This window comes from Alsobacter ponti, assembly GCF_024294805.1.
In the GTDB taxonomy this organism is placed as follows: domain Bacteria; phylum Pseudomonadota; class Alphaproteobacteria; order Rhizobiales; family Beijerinckiaceae; genus Alsobacter; species Alsobacter ponti.
Map to the genome: position 1 here is coordinate 92,432 of NZ_JANCLU010000003.1, position 17,961 is coordinate 110,392.

Sequence of the window (17,961 nt, forward strand, 5' to 3'; positions counted from 1 at the left end):
AGCCAAGGCAACGCGCCAGATCGCGCCGCGCGCAGTTTGGAAACTTTCCGATGTTTGCGTCGCGGTTGTTTTGCGGTTGCTTTTAGAATTATTCCAAGCGCATATGATCCGGTATCCCGCGATCGGAGATACTCACGTTATGTTCAGTCTTTCCATCGCCCTGCAGTCTGGGGCGATTTTGCTGCGCGAGGGGCTCGAGGCCCTTCTCGTCATCGCCGCCCTCGCCGCCTTCCTCCGCCGCGCCGGCGCCGACGCCGCCATCAGGGCCCTCTACGCGGGCGCGGGCCTCGCCATCCTCGCCAGCCTTGGCGCCGCCGTGGTGTTCGAGCTGTTCCTGAACGGGGCCCACGACGACCGGGTCGAGGCCGTCGTGATGATCGTCGCCGCGGCGCTGATGCTCTACATGAGCGGCTGGCTGTTCCTGCGCCAGGATCCGCACGCCTGGACCGCGGAGCTGAAGGCCAGCGCCGACCGCGCGCTCAGCCGCGGCGCGAGCGTGTCGCTCGGCCTCATCGCCTTCCTCGCCGTGTTCCGCGAGGGCGGCGAGACGGTGCTGTTCATCCATGCGCTGGCCGGCACGTCGGGCGGCTGGACGCCGGGACTGCTGGCCGGGCTGATCGGCGCGGCGGCGATCCTCGCGGCCATCGCGGTCGTCATGCAGCAGGTGGCCGTGCGCCTGCCGCTGCGTCCGGTGTTCGTCGCCACCTCGGCGCTGCTCTTCGTGATGGGCCTGCGCTTCATCGGCGGCGCGATCCAGGAGATGCAGGAGCAGGGATACCTGCCCGTCCACGATCTCGACCGGCTGGCCGACACGCTTCTGGCGCTGGGCTTCAACGCCACCTGGGAAGCGGTGGGCGCGCAGATCGCGGTGGGCCTCGCCGCCGTCGCCAGCGTCGCGGCCGTGCTGCTGGCGCGCCCCACGGCCCGCGTCGCCGGCTGATCCTTCCGACGCGCAACAAGAACGCCGCGACCCTTGCGGGGCGCGGCGTTTGTCGTTGCGGAGGCCGGCGCGAGGATGCGCCCGCCTCGCTCAGGACAGGCGGTATTCGCTGAGCTGCCGGTAGACGTGGCCGGGACGCAGCACCGGATCCGGGAAATGCGGCTTGTTGGGGCTGTCTGGGAACACCTGCGGCTCGATGGCCACGCCGCCGAAGGCGCCGTAGCGCGCGCCGCCGAGGCCCGCTACCGGAACGTTGAGCTTGGAGCCGGTATAGACCTGGATGCCCGGCTCCGTCGTGTGGACCTCCATCTCGAGCCCGCTCTTTCGCGAGCGCAGGGAGAGTGCGTGCCGCAGCCCGCCCGGCGCGGGGCGCGCGCCGGCCAGCACCCAGTTGTGATCGTAGGGGAACGGACCGTCCTGTCCCGGAAACCGGATCGGCCGGGGCGTGCGGAAGTCGAACGGCGTGCCGGCCACGGGTGCGATCTCGCCGGTGGTGATGAGGTCGGCGTCGACCGGCGTGTAGAACGCCGCGGCGATCTGCATGTCGTGGTCGAGCACGTCGGCGGAGCCGTCCAGGTTCCAGTAGCTGTGATGCGCCAGGTTGACGAGGGTCGGCGCGTCGGCGACGGCGGTCATCTCGACGCGCAGGGTCGCCGTGTGCACGAGCGAGTAGCGGGTCGTCACCGTCATCGTGCCGGGAAAGCCCATATCGCCGTCTGGGGAGACGAGCGTCAGCGTCACGGAATTGTCGTCGGCATGGGCGAGCTGCCACACGCGCTTGCCGAACCCCTTGGAGCCGCCGTGCAGCGTGTGCAGGCCGGCCTGGTTGCGGTCGAGCTGATAATGGTCGCCGTCGATTGAGAAGCGGCCATGCGCGATGCGGTTGGCATAGCGCCCGGCCGTGATGCCGAAGGACGGCGAATGCGCCAGGTAGTCCTCCATGCGGTCGAGCCCGAGCACGACGCGCTGCTCGCCGCCTTTCGCCAGCTTGACGGTGAAGTCGCGCACCAGCGCGCCATAGGTGAGGATGCGCGCCTGCGCGCCGGCGGCCGAGCGAATCGTGACCTCGTGGACGGGCTGCCCGTCCGCGGTTCCGAAGGAAGTGACCGTCATCGGTGGGACGTCTCCTGCTGGGCGCGGGCCGGCGTCGCGCCGGCCGGCCCGTTTCTATCGTGTCTGCGAAAGGGGGCTCACCACGTGCCGGTGTTGGGCATGGACAGCCACGGCTCGGCGGGGGCGAGTGGGTTGCCCTTCTGCAGCAGCTCGAAGGAGATGCCGTCCGGCGAGCGGACGAAGGCCATGTTGCCGTCGCGCGGCGGGCGGTTGATGGTGACGCCGGCCTTCATCAGGCGGTCGCACAGGTCGTAGATGTTGTCGACGCGGTAGGCCAGGTGGCCGAAATTGCGGCCGCCCGTGTAGGCGTGCTCATCCCAATTGTAGGTCAGCTCCAGCAGGGGCGCCTTGGTGTCGCGCGCCTTCTCCACGTCGCCCGGCGCGGCCAGGAACACGAGCGTGTAGCGGCCCTTCTCGTTCTCCGTGCGGCGGACCTCCACCAGCCCGAGCTTGTTGCAATAGAAGTCGAGCGAGGCGTCGAGGTCGGCGACGCGGACCATCGTGTGGAGATATTCCATCGGTTTCATCCCTGAACGGTTCGAAGGGGCGCTGCTGTTCCCGCCGCGCGGGCGGCGCACTAGGATGAACTTATAGGCCATCGCGCGAAGGAGCCAAGGTCGTGACGGGCATAACGGACATCGACGGCGGGCGGGACGGCGACGAGCCCGAGCCGTCGGCGACGCCGCCGTCGCCCTCAGTCGAGGCTGGCGCCGTGGTGGTGACGCGCGGCGGGGCGGTCGAGCCCGCGTCCCGCGTTCTCGCGGCCGAGACGCCGGTGTCCGTCACCTATAACGGCATCGCCTACGCCGTGATGATGGCGAGCCCGTGCGACATCGAGGACTTCGTCACCGGCTTCTCGCTGACCGAGCAGGTGGTGGCCGAGGCCGCCGAGATCGAATCCATCGACGTGCGCGCGCTGGAACGCGGGCTGCTGGCCCAGGCGCGCATCCCGGCGGCGCGCGGGCGCGGGCTGGTCGAGAACCGCCGCAACCTCGTCGGCCAGACCGGCTGCGGCATTTGCGGCATCGTGGAGCTGGACCAGGCGGTGCGCAGCTACGGCGTCAACGCCACCCGCCCGGCGATGGACGCCGACGCCGTGTTCGCGGCGCTGCGCGCGCTGGCCCCGCGCCAGGCGCTCAACGCCGAGACGGGCGCGACGCACGCCGCCGCCTTCGCCGACGCCGAGGGGCGGCTGCTGGCGGTGCGCGAGGATGTCGGCCGCCACAACGCCCTCGACAAGCTGATCGGGCATCTGGCGAGGACCGGGATTTCGCCGGCCGGCGGCTTTGTCGTCATGACGAGCCGCCTGTCGTTCGAGCTGGTGCAGAAGTGCCTCGCGACCGGCGTCACCGCGCTGGTCGGCATTTCGGCCCCCACCGAGCTGGCCGTGCGGCTGGCGCGCGAGCACGGGCTGACGCTGGTCGGGCTGGCGCGCGAGGACAGCTTTCAGGTGCTCTCCGATCCCTTCGACCTTTGGCGGGCGAGCGCCGGCGGCGGTTGACCTTGCCCCCCTGTTCCCGCTACGCGGGTTCTCCAACAGGGGCCATCTCATGTCCGATCACGCGCACGCCAAGGAACAGGCCGCCTTCTGGTCGATCGTCGCCAGCGGGCTGCTGACGCTCGGCAAGCTCGTGGCGGGGCTGATGTCGGGTTCGCTCGCGCTGATCTCCGAGGCCGGGCACGGCCTGCTCGACACCGGCGCGACGATCCTCACCTATTTCGCCATCCGTGCGGCCGACAAGCCGGCCGACGAGGAGCACCATTACGGGCACGGCAAGATTGAGGCCGTCGCGGCGCTGATCGAGACCGGGCTGCTGATGGTGCTGGCGGCCTACGTGCTGATGGAGGCGGTGCGCCGGCTGATGGGCCACCCGGCCGAGGTGGAGGCGACGCCGCTCGCCTTCGCGGTGCTGGTGATCTCCATCGTCGTCGACTTCTTCCGCTATCGCGCGCTGATGCGGGTCGCCAAGGAGACGCGCAGCGACGCGCTGGCCGCGGACGCGCTGCATTTCTCGTCCGACCTCGTGTCCTCGACGCTCGTGCTGATCGGGCTGGGCGCGACCAAGTTCGGCTTCGCCCAGGGCGACACGCTCGCCGCCGTGGGCGTCGCGCTGTTCATCGGCGTGGCCGGTTATCGGCTGGGCAAGCGCACCCTCAACACGCTGGTCGACGCCGCTCCGGCCGGCACCGCCGAGCAGATGCGCGCCATCGCGGCCGAGACTCCCGGCATCGTGGCGGTGGAGAGCGTGCGCGTTCGCCCCGCCGGGGCCCACGTCTTCGCCGAAATCGTGGTGTCCGTGGCGCGCACCCTGCCGCTCGACCGCGTGCTGGCCATCAAGCAGCGCCTCGCCGAGGCCATCGAGGTCGCGATCCCGGAAGCGAGCGTCAGCGTCACCGCCAACGGCGTGGCGCTCGACGAGGAGACGGTGCTGGAGCGCGTGCTGCTGATCGCCGCGCGGCGGCGCGTGCCGGTCCACCACGTCACCGTGCAGGACCTCGGTGGGCGGCGTTCCGTCAGCCTCGACATCGAAGTCGACGGGCGCATGAGCCTCGGCGCCGCGCATACCGTGGCGAGCCGCTTCGAAACCGCGATTCGGGAGGAACTTGGGCCCGACACCGAGGTCGAGACTCATATCGAGCCGCTGGTGGTGGCCAGCCTCGCCGGGCGCGACGCCGACCCGGCCGAGGCGGAGCGGGTGCGCGAGTCGCTGGTGCGCCACGCCGCCGAAACGGGCGCGATCAAGGACGTGCACAGCGTGCGGGTGCGCGAGACGCCGCACGGGCTCGTGGTCAACTACCACTGCCGCGTCGAGCCCACGATGGACGTCGCCAGCGTCCACGAATGCGTCGACCGCATGGAACACGGCGTGCGCTCGGACGCGCCGCGCATCATCCGCATCGTCAGCCACACCGAGCCGGTCCGCCCCGCGGCCTGAGCCGAATTGCGCCGCTCCGGGTTGAGACGCCGCGCGCGCCGCGCGATAACAACGCACGGCCCCGCGACCTTCACCCCGGACAGGACATGCGCACCGATACCGCCACCGTCATTCGCCTCGAGGACTACCGCCCCGCCGACTGGCTGATCGACACGGTCGACCTGACGGTGAGCCTGCATCCCACGGCGACCATGGTGCGCGCCACGCTGGCGCTGCGGCCCAATCCGGCCGGCGCGGTCGACGCTCCCCTGGCGCTCGACGGCGACGAGTTGACGCTGGTCTCGGCAGCGCTGGACGGCGCGCCGTTGGGCCTCGACGCCTACACCGCCACGTCGCAGGGCTTCACCCTGCCCCACCCTCCGCGCCGGGCGTTCACGCTGACGTTCGAGACGCTGCTGAACCCCACCGCCAACACCAAGCTGATGGGCCTCTACCGCTCGTCCGGCGTGTATTGCACGCAGTGCGAGGCGGAGGGCTTTCGCCGCATCACCTATTTCCTCGACCGGCCGGACGTGATGTCCGTCTACACGACGCGCATCGAGGCCGACGCGCGGGAGGCGCCGGTGCTGCTGGGCAACGGCAACCCGGTGGAGAGCGGCCCGCTCGACGGGGGGCGCCACTACGCCGTGTGGCACGATCCGCACCCCAAGCCGGCCTATCTGTTCGCGCTGGTCGGGGGACGGCTGGCGCGGGTGGGCCGGCGCTTCACCACGCGCTCCGGCCGCGAGGTGGAGCTGGGCGTTTATGTCGAGCCCGGCAAGGAGGACCGCGCCGGCTACGCCATGGACGCGCTGGTGCGCTCCATGCGCTGGGACGAGACGGCGTTCGGCTGCGAGTACGACCTCGACGTGTTCAACATCGTCGCCGTGTCCGACTTCAACATGGGCGCGATGGAGAACAAGGGCCTCAACATCTTCAACGACAAATACGTGCTGGCGAGCCCGCAGACGGCCACCGACGCCGACTACGCCAATATCGAGGCGATCATCGCCCACGAGTATTTCCACAACTGGACGGGCAACCGCATCACCTGCCGCGACTGGTTCCAGCTCTGCCTGAAGGAAGGGCTGACCGTGTTCCGCGACCACGAGTTCTCATCGGACGAGCGCTCGCGGCCGGTCAAGCGCATCGCCGACGTGCGCAACCTGCGCGCCCACCAGTTCGCGGAGGATTCCGGCCCCCTCGCCCATCCGGTGCGCCCGAACGCCTATCGCGAGATCAACAACTTCTACACGGCGACGGTCTACGAGAAGGGCTCCGAGCTGATCTCCATGCTGAAGATCCTGATCGGGTCCGAGGCGTTCAGGGCCGGCATGGACCTGTACCTCCGGCGCTGCGACGGCACGGCCGCCACCGTGGAGGAGTTCCTGGCCTGCTTCGCCGAGGCGAGCGGGCGCGACCTCTCCCACTTCGCGCTGTGGTACCGGCAGGCCGGCACGCCGTCGCTGATGGCCAAGGGCGCCTATGACGAGGCGGCGCGCACCTACACGCTCGAGCTGGCGCAGGCGACGCCGCCCACGCCCGGCCAGGAGACCAAGGAGCCCGTCGTCATCCCCGTGCGGCTCGGCCTGATCGCCGCCGACGGCGAGGAACTTCAGCTGCGCCTCGCGGACGGGCGCGAACTCGCCGACGGGCTGTTCGTGCTCGACGCGCCCGCCGCCAAGCTGACCTTCGTCGACGTGCCGACGCAGCCGACGCCCTCGCTGCTGCGCGGCTTCTCGGCCCCGGTGAAGCTGCGGATCGACCTCGACGAGGACGACCTGCTGCGCCTGTTCCGCCACGACAGCGACCCCTTCAACCGCTGGCAGGCGGCCCAGAGCGTGGCGACGCGGCTGCTGCTGCGCGCCGTCGACGCCGTGAAGAGCCAGGGCGAGCCGGGATTCAGCCCGCGCTTCGCCGAGGCGCTCGGCGCGTTGCTCGCGGCCACCGACGACCACGCCTTCGCCGCGCAGGTGATGGCGCTGCCGAGCGAGGCCGACATCGCGCGCGAGATCGGCCAGGACATCGACCCGGACGCCATCCTGGAGGCGCGGCGCGCCTTGCGCGCCAGCGTCGGCCGGCTGATCGGCCCGCGCCTGCGCCAGGTCTATGACGGGCTCGCCTCCGGCGAGGCCTACAGCCCGGACGCGGCGAGCGCCGGGCGGCGCGCCCTGCGCAACGCGGCGCTCGACCTGTTCGCCGCGGGCGACCCGGAGGCGGGGGCGGAGCTCGCCGCCGCGCAGTTCGAGGCGGCCGACAACATGACCGACCGCTTCGCCGCGCTGGCGGTGCTGGCGCAGATCCCGGGAGAGCGGCGCGAGCAGGCGCTGGCGCGCTTCGCCGCGCTCTACGAGACCGACCCGCTGGTGCTCGACAAGTGGTTCGCCCTGCAGGCGGCCATCCCCGAGCCGGGCACGCTGGAGCGGGTGCGCGCGCTGATGAGCCACCCGGCCTTCTCGCTCGCCAACCCCAACCGGACGCGCGCGCTGATCGGCAGCTTCGCCATGGCGAACCTGTCGCAGTTCAACCGCGCCGACGGCAAGGGCTACGACCTTCTGGCCGAGGTGGCGCTGAAACTCGACGACGCCAACCCGCAGCTCGCCGCGCGCCTGCTCGGCGCCTTCAGGAGCTGGCGTTCGCTCGAGCCGGGCCGCCGCGCGAAGGCCGAGTCCGCGCTTCGACGGGTGGAGGCGAAGACGCCGCTTTCCGCCGACGTCGCGGATATCGTGAGCCGCTGCCTCGCCTGAAAAAGGCCAAGCGAGTCAACGGCTTTGCGCGAAGTCTGTGGCTTCGTGGACATACCGCGGCACGCGCTGTAAAATTAGCCCGTCAATGGATCATTAACCACTTGCCAAATCGGCCGGTGGAGATTCAGATCACGTTGATTCGGACAGATGCGGCACGTCTTCCGAAGAGGCGTTGGGGATCCGAAAGGGGCTGTAATGGCGCGTTCGCTCGCGGCCATGGCGTTCGCTCGTGCGAGCGCGATACCGGGAATTGCGCGACCTCTCGCGCATCCGGCCTATCTTCGGATACGCGTCATCGAACCGTGGCTGCGGATCATCGTCCCGGCCCTGATGATCCTCTTTCTCGCGGCTCTCGGCAGCATGGCGTGGATCCACGCCACCAGCACCCGCGCCGAGACGCTGGACGACGCCTTCGGCGACATCGACGTCCTCGCCTCCCTCGTTGCGCTCGACCTGCGCGGTCGCTCCGGCGGCCCGCTGGCCGACCAGCTGACCACGGCCGTCCCCTCGCACGCCCTCAAGGAAGGGCGCGTGCTGCTGGTGACGGACGACGCCGGCCGCGTCGCCGCGAGCCTGCCGGCCGGCGTCGCCTCGGGCGCGTCGCTGGTCGAGGTGCTGGGCGGCGCGCAGCCGCTCACCACCTTCGCCGACCGCGCCGGGGTGATGCAGATCGTGCTGCCTGGCGGCGTCAAGGCGATCGCCACGGTTCGCGCGCTGGCCGCGCCCAACGGACAGCTGGCGGTGGTGCAGCCGGTGTCCGGCGCGCTCGTCAACTGGCGCACCAAGACGACTTCCTTCGTGCTGCTGCTCGGCGCGGCGGGCCTCGTGCTCGCCGGCATCAGCACGGCCTATTTCTGGCAGGCCTGGCGCGCCAGCCACGCCGACACAATGTGCGACCGGGTGCGCAAGCGCCTTGACACCGCGCTGTCGCGCGGCCGCTGCGGGCTGTGGGACTGGGACATCGCGCGCGGCCAGATCTACTGGTCGGACTCGATGTACGAGATGCTCGGCTACGAGCGCCAGAACGAGTTCCTCTCGTTCGGCGAGGTCAACCGCCTCGTCCACCCGGAGGACGGCGACCTCTACGCCCTCGCCGACCAGCTCGCCAGCAACAAGTCCACCAATGTCGACCACGCCTTCCGCATCCGGTCCGCTCAGGGCGACTGGGTGTGGCTTCGCGCCCGCGCCGAACTGGTGCGCGACGGCGACGCGCGCGACCCGCATCTGATCGGCATCACCATCGACATCACCGAGCAGCGCCGCCTCGCCCAGGAGACGGCGACGGCCGACATGCGCCTGCGCGACGCCATCGAGACGATCTCGGAGGCCTTCGTGCTGTGGGACTCCGAAAACCGGCTGGTGATGTGCAACTCGAAGTTCCAGATGCTGCACAACCTCACGCCCGAGCGCGTCGTCCCCGGCACGCCCTACGAGGCGCTGGCGGACGCGCTGACGCCGCCGGTGGTGGAGACGACCCTCGACAAGCGCGTCCCGGCGCGCGCCGGCTCGCGCAGCTACGAGGCGCAGCTTCCCGACGAACGCTGGCTGCAGATCAACGAGCGCCGCACCAAGGACGGCGGCTACGTGTCGGTGGGCACCGACATCACCATGCTCAAGCGGCAAGCGGAAAACCTGCTGGACAGCGAGCGCCGCCTGACCGCGATGATCCAGGACCTCAAGCGCTCGCGCCAGACGCTGGAATTGCAGGCGCAGCAGCTCGCCGACCTCGCCGAGCGCTACCTCGAGCAGAAGGCCGAGGCGGAGAGCGCCAACCGCGCCAAGTCCGAGTTCCTCGCCAAGATGAGCCACGAGCTGCGCACGCCGCTCAACGCCATCCTCGGCTTCTCGGAGATCATGGAGTCCGGCATCTTCGGCGCGCTGGGCTGCGACAAGTACACCGACTATTGCCGCGACATTCGCAAGAGCGGCGAGTACCTGCTGGGCCTGATCGCCGACATCCTCGACATGGCGGAGCTGGAAGCGGGCCACGTGCGCATGGAGCGGCGCACCGTCGAGCTGGCCGACGCCGTGCGCGAGGCGCTGTCTCTCCTCAACGCCGAGAGCCGCAGCCGGGACGTGACGCTCTCCGCCGACATCCAGTCCGACGTCACGGTTCACGCCGACCGCCGCGCGCTCGGCAAGATCCTCGGCCAGCTCCTCGCCAACGCCGTGAAATACTCGCAGGCCGGCGGGCGCGTCTGCGTCCGCGCGCGCCGCATCGGCGACTCGGTCAACCTCTACGTCGAGGACAGCGGCGTCGGGATCCCCAAGTCGGCCCTGCCGAAGCTCGGCCGCCCGTTCGAGTGGGTCAGCATGGACGCCTCGAAGCCGACGGAAGGCTCGGGCCTCGGCCTCGCCATCGCCCGCTCGCTCGCCGAGTTGCAGGGCGGCGGCATGCGCATCCGCTCCTGCGAGGGCGCCGGCACCATCGTGCTCGTGCAGCTTCCGGCCAAGCCGCAGACGGGCCTGGAGATCGTCTCCGCCCGCCACTGAGGCGGCGGCGCGGCGGCCTATCCCTTCATGAAGCGCTGGTAGACCTCGCGGACTTGCGCCCGCGTGTCGGCGAGGTCGCGCGCCAGCACCTTGAAGTCCGGCAGGCCGACGACGGTCGCCATGCGGCGCTTCAGACCGGAGGCGGCCTCGTTGGGATCGAAGCCGCCGCTGACGCTCAGGCGCTGCCACTGGAACAGGTCGCGCATCAGCGCATAGCCCTGCCGCAGCGTCTCGCCGTCATTGGCGTCGATGAGGCCGAGCCGGACGGCGCGCGACAGCACCTCGCCGGTGGCGGTGGCGGCGATCTCCGGATGGGCGGCGGCGTGGGCGAGCACCAGCGTCTGCGCCACGAACTCGATGTCGAGCAGGCCGCCGGAGACCAGCTTGAGGTCCCACGGATCGGCGTCGCCCTTCTCCCGCGCGATCAGCGCGCGCATGTCGCGCGCGTCGGCGCGCAGCTTCGCCGGATCGCGAGGCCGGGCGAGGACCGCAGAAATCGCCGCCTGGGCGTCGGCGATCAGGCCGGCGTCGCCCGCCACCGGGCGCGCGCGCACCAGCGCCAGGTGCTCCCACGTCTCGGCCTCGCTCTGCTGGTAGGAGACGAAGCCCTTGAACTGCGTCGCCGCCGGGCCCTTGTTGCCCGAGGGGCGCAGCCGCATGTCGACGGCGTAGAGCACGCCCTTGCGCGTCGGCACGGTGAGCGCGCTGATCAGGCGCTGCGTCAGGCGCGTGTAGTAGACCACCGCGTTGAGGGGCCGCGGCCCGTCGCTCTCGGCGCGGTCTTCCTCGAAATCGTAGAGCGAGACGAGATCGAGATCCGAGGTCGCGGTCATCTCGCGCGAGCCCAGCCGGCCCATGCCGACCACCGCCATGCGACCGCCGGGCACGCGGCCGTGCTCGGCCTCGAAGCGGCGCGCGACATCCGCCAGCGCCACGCGGATCACCGCTTCGGCGACGTCGGCATAGGCCGCGCCGGCCTGCTCCAGCGACAGCGTGCCGGAGATGGCGCGCGCGCCCACCACGAAGATCATGTGCTGGCCGGTCTCGCGTAGCCGGTCCAGCGCCTCCTCCAACAGTTCCGGCTCGCCGACCGCCTCCGCGAGACGCGCCGTCAGCGCCGCCGCGTCCGGCGGCGGCCCGGCGAACGCGGGATCGATGATGGCGTCGAGCAGATGCGGCCGTCCCGCCACTTGTTCGGCGAGGCGGGGCGCCGAGCCCAGGATATCGGCGAACAGCCGCAGCACGGATTTATGCGACTTGAGGATGGAGAACAGCTCCACCGCCGCCGGCATGCGGCCGAGCGCCCTGTCGAAGGCGACGAGCGCGCCATCCGGGTCGGGCGTCTCCCCGAACGCGGCGAGCAGTGGCGGCACCAGCTCGGTCAGCACCTCGCGGGCGCGGGGAGACGTGACGGCCTGGCGACGGCCGAAATGCCAGCCGCGCACCGTCTCGGCGACCTCTGCGGGGTGGATGAAGCCCATGCGCCGCAGGGTCGTCAGCGTCTCGGGGTCGTCTGTCGTGCCGGTGAAGACGAGGCTGCCCTCGGCGACGGTGAGTTCTCCGCCCTCCTCGAACAGCCGCGCGTAGTGCTTCTCGACGCGCTGGGCCTCGTCGGTGAGCGCCTTGGAGAACCGGCGCACGTCCGCGTAGCCGCAGAACCGCGCGAAGCGCGAGAGCGCGTCGGCGTCGGAGGGCAGCGTCTGGGTCTGCTCGTCCTCCAGCATCTGCAGCCTGTGCTCGAGCGTGCGCAGGAGCCGATAGGCGTCCGACAGCTCGGCCTCGGCCTCGGGCGAGATCCAGCCGTCCGCCCGCAGCGCGCCGAGCATGTCGAGCGTGCGCCGCCCGCGCAGGTTGGGACGTCGGCCGCCGAAGACGAGTTGCTGCGTCTGCACGAAGAACTCGATCTCGCGAATGCCGCCGCGGCCGAGCTTGATGTTGTGCCCGGCCACCGCGATCTTCTCGTGGCCGCGCACCGCGTGGATCTGCCGCTTCATCGCGTGGATGTCCGCGATGGCCGCGAAGTCGAAATATTTGCGCCAGATGAAGGGAGCGAGGTCGGCGAGGAACGCCTCGCCGATGGGCAGGTCGCCAGCCACCGGGCGGGCCTTGATCAGCGCCGCGCGCTCCCAGTTCTGCCCCACCGTCTCGTAATAGGCGAAAGCGGAGGCGAGCGCGATGGCGGTGGGCGTCGAGGCGGGGTCCGGGCGCAGGCGCAAATCGGTGCGGAACACGTAGCCGTCGGCCGTGCGCTCCTGCATCAGCTTCACGAGCCCCTTGACCAGCCGCACGAAGAACGGCCCGGCCTCGATATGCTCGGCCAGCGGCGCCCGTTCGGCGTCGAAGAACACCACCACGTCGATGTCGGAGGAGTAGTTCAGCTCGCGCGCGCCGTGCTTGCCGAGCGCGATGACCACCATGCCGCATTCGCGCGCCGGGTCGTCCGCGTCCCTTGGCAGACAACGGCCGCTCTCGGCGGCCTGCGCCAGCAGGAAGCGCACCGAGCAGGCGCAAGCGGCGTCGGCGTAGGCGGCCAGCGCCTCGGTGACGCGCTCGACGCCCCACGCTCCGCCGATGTCGGCGAGGGCGACGAGCAGCGCCAGTTCCTGCTTGCCGAGCCGCAGGGCGCGCATCACCTCGCTCTCGTGCGGCGAGCGCCAGGCGGCCTCGGTCGCCGCCAGCAGCGCCGCGAGGCGCTCGCCGGGGTCGGCGGCGAACAGGGCGGCGAGGCGCGCCGGGTCGAGCCGGCAGAGCCGCCACAGGAAGGGCGAGTGATCGGCGAGCCCCAGCAGCACGTCGCGCACGGCCGGCGACGCCTCCACCAGCGCCGGCAGCTCGGTCTCGCGCGCCTCCTCCAGCAGGTCGGCCAGGCGACGCTCGGCCGCCTTGCGGTCGGCTACGCGCGGCGCGGCGACCAGCGCCGACGCCAGACTCGTCGGACTCACGGCATCCATGGTCGGCGCACCCCCTCCTCGGCCCGGCGCTGCTTTATCACGCCCGCGCGGGTCTTTGAGGGGGAACCTTCGGCGAAGACGGGCGCACCGGCAAGGTCAGCACGGCGCGAAGTCCGGGCGCGTTGTCCTCCAGCCGGAGCTCGCCGCCATGCAGTCGCGCCACGGCCGCCGCGAGCGACAGGCCGAGCCCGAAGCCGGGGCGCGAGCGCGCCGTCTCCAGCCGCACGAAGCGGTCGAGAACGCGGCCGCGATCCGCCTCGGGGATGCCCGGACCCCGGTCGGCCACGACGATCTCCAGCGCGCCGTCGCGGGGCGTCGCGGCGATCGTCACTCCTGCCCCATGCGGCGCGTGGGCGCTCTCGCCCGCCGCCTGCGTCACGCGGGCGTACTTGATGGCGTTGTCGACGAGGTTGGCGAGCGCCTGGCCCACCAGCTCGCGCGACCCGTGCATGGGCATGCCTTGCGGCACGTTCACGGTAAGTGGCACGCCCGCCTCCTCGGCCAGCGGCTCGTAGAGCTCGGCAACGTCGCGCGCCACCTCGGCCGCATCGAAATCGACCATGCCCTCGCGCGCGCTGCCGGCCTCTGCGCGGGCGATCATCAGCAGGGCGTTGAACACACGGATGAGGTTGTCGGCCTCCTCGATCGTGCCTTCCAGGGCGTGGCGGTACTGCCCGGGGTCGTCGCTGCCGCGCAGCGCCTGCTCCGCGCCGTTGCGCAGACGGGTGAGCGGCGTCTTGAGGTCGTGGGCGATATTGTCTGACACCTCCTTCAGCCCCGCCATCAGCAGCTCGATGCGGTCGAGCATGGCGTTGAGGTTGGCCGCCAGCCGGTCCAGCTCGTCGTGCGAGCCGGTGACGGTGAGGCGGCCGGCGAGGTCGCCTTCCATGATCTGGCGCGTCGTCGCGGTCATCGCGTCGATGCGGCCGAGCACGCGGCTGGTGACGAACCAGCCGCCGATCAGCGCCAGCACCACGACCAGAGCCAGCGCGCCGCCGAAGGCGCGGCGGATCACGCCGCGCAGCGCCTCCGCCTCGGACATGTCGCGGCCGACGAGCAGGCTGAGCCCGCCCGGCAGGTCGAACACCTGGACGAGCGCCAGGCGCGGGCGCGAGTCCGGCTCGTCGTTGAGGGAATACATCGTCTCGCGCAGGCCCGGCTGGCTCAGCAGGTCCGCCGGCAGGCGCTCGACATTGCCGGCGATGCGCTCCCCGCGCGCCGAGGTGAGCAGATAGAGCGAGGAGCCCGGCTGGCGCGACCGCGCCTCGATGGTGCCGATCAGCCGGCGCACGCCGCCCGCGCCGTACTGCTCGGCGAGGCCCTGCACCTCCGCCTGCACAGCGCCGGCGACCTGGTCCGCGATCAGCCGGCGGGCATTCCAGGCGACGTAGCCGAGCAGGAGAAAGGCGAAGACGGTGAAGATGACGAGATAGGCCGCCGAGAGCTTGAAGGCGGTCGTGCGGACGAGTTTACCGAGCGCTGTCACGGACCATGTACCCCGCACCGCGCACCGTATGGATCAGCGGGCGGTCGAAGCCCTTGTCGATCTTGCCGCGCAGCCGCGAGAGATGCACGTCGATCACGTTGGTCTGGGGGTCGAAATGATAGTCCCAGACGTTCTCCAGCAGCATGGTGCGCGTCACCACCTGCCCGGCGTGCTTCATCAAATATTCCAGCAGGCGGAACTCGCGCGGCTGCAGGTCGACCGGCTTGCCGGCGCGCGTCACGCGGTGGGACAGGCGGTCGAGCTCGAGGTCGCCCACCTGGTAGCGCGTCTCCTCGGCGCGGCCGCCGCCGCGGCGACGGGCCAGCACCTCGACGCGGGCCAGCAGTTCCGAGAAGGCGTAGGGCTTGGCGAGATAGTCGTCGCCGCCGGCGCGCAGGCCCTTGACCCGGTCGTCGACCTGGCCGAGGGCCGAGAGGATCAGCACCGGCGTCTCGACCTTCTGCTCGCGCAGGCCGTGGATCAGCGAAAGCCCGTCGAGCTTCGGCAGCATCCGGTCGATGATGAGGACGTCGTAGTCGCCCTCGCGGGCCATGGCGTAGCCGTCCAGGCCGTCGCCGCTGTGGTCGGCGACGTGGCCGGACTCGCGGAACGCCTTGACGAGATAGGCCGCGGCTTCGGAATCGTCTTCGACTATGAGCAGCTTCATGACCATGGAACGTACTCCATGAAGCGGGACTGTGAAGGGTCTCCGCCCGTCGCGCGCGCTGTCATGAACGAAAAACGGCAGGCCGGAGGGGCTCCCGGCCTGCCGCGCGGGGACCCGCCGCCAGGGGCTTGGCGACGGCGGGTCCGTTCGGGGGCGATCAGCCGCGGCTCTCGGCCTTCGGGAAGGCGAGCGCGACGAAGCGCGACTGCTCGCCGGACTTCAGGCGCATCAGCACGGCCTTCTTGCCCTCCTTGCGGGCGTCGGCGAGGGCCTGCTTGACCTGCGTCGGCTCGGTCACGGCCTTGCCGCCGATCTCGAGGATGACGTCGCCGGCCTTGATGCCCTGGTCGGCGGCCGCGCCCTCAGGGTCGACCTGCGTCACCACCACGCCCTGCTGGCCCGCGCCCTTCACCGACTTGGCCGGGGCGAGCGCGAGGCCGAAGCTCACGCCTTCCTGCGTGTCGGCGCCGGTCTCGGCCTTCGCCGTCTTGTCGCCGGGCAGCGCGCCCAGCTTCAGGCTCAGCGTCTCCTCGCGGCCGTCGCGCACCAGGCCGACCTTGACGGCCGAGCCGGGCTTGAGCGTGGCGATCTCGCGGGACAGCTCCTTGGGACCCTGCACCGGCTTGCCGTCGACCGACACGATGGTGTCGCCCGCCTTGATGCCCGCATCGAGGGCCGGGCCGTCCTTGGCGACCTCGGCGACGAGCGCGCCCTTGGTCTCCTTGAGGCCGAGGCTGTCGGCGATCTCGCGGGTCACGGGCTGGATCTGCACGCCGATATAGCCGCGCGTCACCTTGCCGGTGTCCTTGATCGACTCGATCACGCTCTCGGCGGTCGAGGCCGGGATCGCGAAGGCGATGCCGACATTGCCGCCGGAGGGCGAGTAGATGGCGGTGTTGACGCCCACCACCTCGCCGGCCGCGTTGAAGGTCGGGCCGCCCGAGTTGCCGCGGTTCACCGCCGCGTCGATCTGCATGAAGTCGTCATACGGGCCGGCGCCGATGTCGCGGCCGCGCGCCGAGACGATGCCCGCCGTCACCGTGCCGCCGAGGCCGAACGGATTGCCGACCGCGATCACCCAGTCGCCGACGCGCGGCGAGGCCTGGGCGAACTTGACGAAGGGGTAGTCGCCGGCCTGCTTCACCTTGAGCAGCGCCAGGTCGGTCTTGGGGTCGGTCCCGACCACCTTGGCGTCGACCGTGCGGCCGTCGTCCATGGTCAGCGTGACCTCCACGGCGTGATCGACCACGTGGTTGTTGGTGACGACGTAGCCGTCAGGCGTGATGAAGAAGCCGGAGCCCTGCGCCATGCCGTACTGGTGGCCGCGCGGGGTGTTCTGGCCAAACGGCGAGCGCTGGCCGCCATTGCCGTTGGGCATCGGCATGCCGAAGCGCTTGAAGAATTCCTCCATGCCCGGGGGCAGGTTCTGAGGGGCTCCGTTGTCGTCGCTGTTGTCGTCGGCGACGCCGCCCGAACGGTCGGCCGCCGTCTCGACCTTCACCTTCACCGACACCACAGCCTTGCGCACCTGCTCGGCCACGTCCGCGAAGGACGCGGGGCCGGCCTGCGGCGCGAGCGGCGCGGTCACCGCCGGCGCGGACTGGGCATGGGCGGCGCTGTCGCCGAAGAAGACGTTCTGGCTGGCGCCGAAGCCGACTACGCCCAGCGCGCAAACGCCGGCCAGCAGCGAGGCGCGCAGGCGGCGGGACTTGGGATGAGACTCGTTCATTTTCGAAACCTCCGTCAGCAATGCGAGTGCCTTGCTTGCAACGGAGATTTACGTCTCGGGGCTTACGACTGCTTCACGGGCGCATGAAACTTTGGAAAGGTTTGCGGATGCCCGAGGAGATCTGGGAGGCGATCAGTGAATTCCTGACTTGCGGCCATGCTCGACAGCGCCGGGTACCCGCGCGACGTCGGATACCCACTGGTGCAACGCGTCGCCTTCGGAAGGCTGAGCGCCCGCCAGCGCCGCGTCCAGCGCGGCTCTCAATTTCTGCAGGTCGGCGCGGAGCGCCTGGCTGAGCTCGGCTTGCGACTGCAGCAACTCGTCCTGCCTACGGATCAGGTCGACCAGCTTGCGCCGCTCATCACCGATTTCGCGCGCAAAGCTGCCGGGCTCGGGGACCGGGCGGCCGAGCCTTCGTGTCTCGTCGCACCATTCGACAATCGCGTCGCGAAGGTTGGCGATCGCTTCCTCCGGCGTCTCGCCATCCGACATGCAGCCATAGAGATCGGGCGCATAGGCCGCGTATCCGCCGCCATCCTCATCGGCCAGCGCGACGACCACAACCGGATAGAACGCTTCCTTCATTCGTCAGTCCCCTCGGCCGATACACGCTGATGGGAAGTCAACAGGGCCACAAGCTGCTTGATGTACATGGGCTTTATAGGCCTTTTCGCGGGAATTGGCAGTACGCCCCGCAACAGCGGGCTCGACACGCGGAAGTGACTTCCCGAGCTCGGCGGCGTGCAGTTCACGCCACATTCGCGACAGACCCTCTGAACGTCTTCGATACGCCAGTCGCGTGGATTGTTCCGCATCTCCTCGAGGGTCTTCGAGGGTCGCGGCGCGCCGCCGGGGCGCTGCTTTCCAACCAATGATCGCTCTTGAAATCCAATCATCAAATTGGGAACGAGCGTATCGCG

The 17,961-nt window shown here is 70.5% G+C and carries 12 protein-coding genes; 5 read left to right on the plus strand and 7 right to left on the minus strand.

What is annotated here, in order from left to right:
* The first annotated feature begins 139 nt into the window (after nt 1-139).
* A complete protein-coding gene (locus NK718_RS04250) occupies nt 140-940 on the plus strand; it encodes an FTR1 family protein (protein WP_254738956.1) in 801 nt (266 codons plus the stop codon).
* Between the two features lie 90 nt (nt 941-1,030).
* Here NK718_RS04250 and NK718_RS04255 read toward each other — a convergent pair whose 3' ends face one another.
* Nucleotides 1,031-2,053: an aldose epimerase family protein gene (locus NK718_RS04255; RefSeq protein WP_254738958.1), complete on the minus strand. Its 1,023-nt coding sequence runs from the start codon at nt 2,051-2,053 to the stop codon at nt 1,031-1,033.
* Between the two features lie 77 nt (nt 2,054-2,130).
* Nucleotides 2,131-2,571 carry a VOC family protein gene (locus tag NK718_RS04260; RefSeq protein WP_254738960.1) on the minus strand — a complete coding sequence of 147 codons (441 nt, stop codon included), beginning with the start codon at nt 2,569-2,571 and terminating at the stop codon, nt 2,131-2,133.
* 101 nt (nt 2,572-2,672) lie between these two features.
* Here NK718_RS04260 and fdhD point away from each other — a divergent pair, with 101 nt between their 5' ends.
* From fdhD to NK718_RS04280, 4 genes are all read left to right on the plus strand, one after another.
* Complete coding sequence (gene fdhD / locus NK718_RS04265) at nt 2,673-3,554, plus strand: formate dehydrogenase accessory sulfurtransferase FdhD (RefSeq protein ID WP_254738962.1); 882 nt, start codon at nt 2,673-2,675, stop codon at nt 3,552-3,554.
* A 49-nt stretch (nt 3,555-3,603) separates the two neighbouring features.
* On the plus strand, nt 3,604-4,989 hold the full coding sequence (locus NK718_RS04270) for a cation diffusion facilitator family transporter (protein WP_254738964.1): 1,386 nt from the start codon (nt 3,604-3,606) through the stop codon (nt 4,987-4,989).
* Nucleotides 4,990-5,075: 86 nt separating this feature from the next.
* Entirely contained in the window at nt 5,076-7,715 is a 2,640-nt protein-coding gene (pepN, locus tag NK718_RS04275) for an aminopeptidase N (protein WP_254738966.1), read from the plus strand.
* Nucleotides 7,716-8,045: 330 nt separating this feature from the next.
* Entirely contained in the window at nt 8,046-10,208 is a 2,163-nt protein-coding gene (locus NK718_RS04280; RefSeq protein ID WP_254738968.1) for a PAS domain-containing sensor histidine kinase, read from the plus strand.
* A 17-nt stretch (nt 10,209-10,225) separates the two neighbouring features.
* Here NK718_RS04280 and NK718_RS04285 read toward each other — a convergent pair whose 3' ends face one another.
* The 5 genes from NK718_RS04285 to NK718_RS04305 form a co-directional block, all read right to left on the minus strand.
* Complete coding sequence (locus NK718_RS04285; protein WP_254738970.1) at nt 10,226-13,159, minus strand: bifunctional [glutamine synthetase] adenylyltransferase/[glutamine synthetase]-adenylyl-L-tyrosine phosphorylase; 2,934 nt, start codon at nt 13,157-13,159, stop codon at nt 10,226-10,228.
* Between the two features lie 37 nt (nt 13,160-13,196).
* Entirely contained in the window at nt 13,197-14,645 is a 1,449-nt protein-coding gene (locus NK718_RS04290) for a sensor histidine kinase (RefSeq protein WP_254738972.1), read from the minus strand.
* Nucleotides 14,629-15,312, minus strand: coding sequence for a response regulator transcription factor (locus tag NK718_RS04295; RefSeq protein ID WP_254738974.1), 684 nt, complete (start codon nt 15,310-15,312; stop codon nt 14,629-14,631). Before NK718_RS04295 ends, NK718_RS04290 begins: the two co-directional genes overlap by 17 nt.
* Nucleotides 15,313-15,469: 157 nt before the next feature.
* A complete protein-coding gene (locus NK718_RS04300) occupies nt 15,470-17,041 on the minus strand; it encodes a Do family serine endopeptidase (protein ID WP_254738976.1) in 1,572 nt (523 codons plus the stop codon).
* A 132-nt stretch (nt 17,042-17,173) separates the two neighbouring features.
* Nucleotides 17,174-17,626, minus strand: coding sequence for a type II toxin-antitoxin system HicB family antitoxin (locus tag NK718_RS04305; RefSeq protein ID WP_254738978.1), 453 nt, complete (start codon nt 17,624-17,626; stop codon nt 17,174-17,176).
* Nucleotides 17,627-17,961: the final 335 nt, after the last annotated feature.